Raw genomic sequence first — 1,395 nt, 5'->3', positions numbered from 1 at the left:
GGCGCCGCTCGTGGTGCCCGAGCGCGGCGGCGTACGGGTGCAGGTCGCGGTGGGCGGACCGGGTGAAACCGGCTCCCGGTCGGTGGAGGTCTACTCGCTGCGTGAGGACGTGGCTGACGAGGGTGGCGCGGACGTATGGACGCGGCACGCCACCGGCATGCTGTCGACGGCGACCGCCCAACCAGGCGGCCGGGGCAGCGGGTTCGACTTCGCCGCCTGGCCACCGCCTGGCGCGCAGCCGGTGGATATCAGCGACGGCTATGGCCTGCTCGCCCAGGGAGGCTACGGGTACGGTCCGGCGTTCCAGGGGGTGCTGGCGGTCTGGCGGCGTGGTGAGGAGATCTTCGCCGAGGTCGCCCTGCCCGAGGAACAGCGCAAGGAGGCCGGCAGGTTCGGCATCCACCCCGCGCTGCTGGACGCGGCCCTGCACTCGACCATGCTGAACGCCGTAGCGGCGGTCATGGCTGAAGGCGATGACGACGGTGAATCGGACGGGCTGGAGCTACGGCTGCCGTTCGCGTGGAACGGGCTGGAACTGCATGCGGCCGGTGCCTCGGTGCTGCGTGTGCGGGTCGGACAACCCGAGCGCGACGCACTGTCGCTGGAGGCGGTGGACGAGGCCGGCGGCCTGGTCGTGACGATGGACTCACTGGTGGGCCGGGTGGTGTCGGCCGAGCAGCTGGAGACGGCGGCCGACTCGGCGCGCGCGAACTCGCTGTTCCAGGTGGGGTGGACCGTGCTGCCCCCGGTGCGGGGAACGGAGCCGACACCGTCGTGGGTCGCGGTGAGCACCGCGGAACAGGTGGCGACCCTGGCCGACGACGTGACATCGGGTGCAACAGCCCCGGCGGTGGCGGTTCTGGAAGCCGTCGGCGGTGACAGCATGGACGCGGTACTGGTTCTGGCCTGTCAGGTCCTGGAAGTGGTGCAGTGCTGGCTGGCCGGGGCGGGGTTGGAGGAGTCCCGGCTGGTGGTGCTGACCCGGGGTGCGGTGCCCGCCGGTGCGGGTGGGGTGAGTGACCCGGCGGGCGCGGCGGTGTGGGGTCTGGTTCGTGCCGCGCAGGCCGAGCACCCTGACCGGATCATCCTCCTGGACAGTGACCCGACCTCCGGCGACACAGCGGGATCCGCGTCAGGATCGGTGTCGGCATCCGTGGTCGGATCCGCGCTCGATTCGGTGCTGGGTGCGGTGCTGGCCAGTGGTGAGCCGCAGATCGCGGTGCGCGGAACGGTCCTCACCATGCCTCGCCTCGCCCGTGCCACCGGTCAAGTCCCGGATGTTCCGGCGGTGTTCGGCTCGGAGGGCACTGTCCTGGTGTCGGGTGCAGGCGCGTTGGGCGCTTTGGCGGCTCGGCATCTGGTCGCTCGGTATGGGGTGCGGCGTCTGCTGCTGGC

1 protein-coding gene is annotated in these 1,395 nt (G+C 71.8%); it reads left to right on the top strand.

Translation table 11 applies throughout. From position 1 onward, the window contains the following. On the top strand, positions 1-1,395 hold a 1,395-nt coding region (locus ACTWQR_RS55670; protein WP_443235005.1), incomplete at both ends, for a polyketide synthase dehydratase domain-containing protein.

This window comes from Streptomyces sp. 2A115 (genome assembly GCF_052245575.1).
Taxonomy (GTDB): Bacteria; Actinomycetota; Actinomycetes; order Streptomycetales; family Streptomycetaceae; genus Streptomyces.
This window is presented reverse-complemented; position numbering and strand designations above follow the sequence as displayed.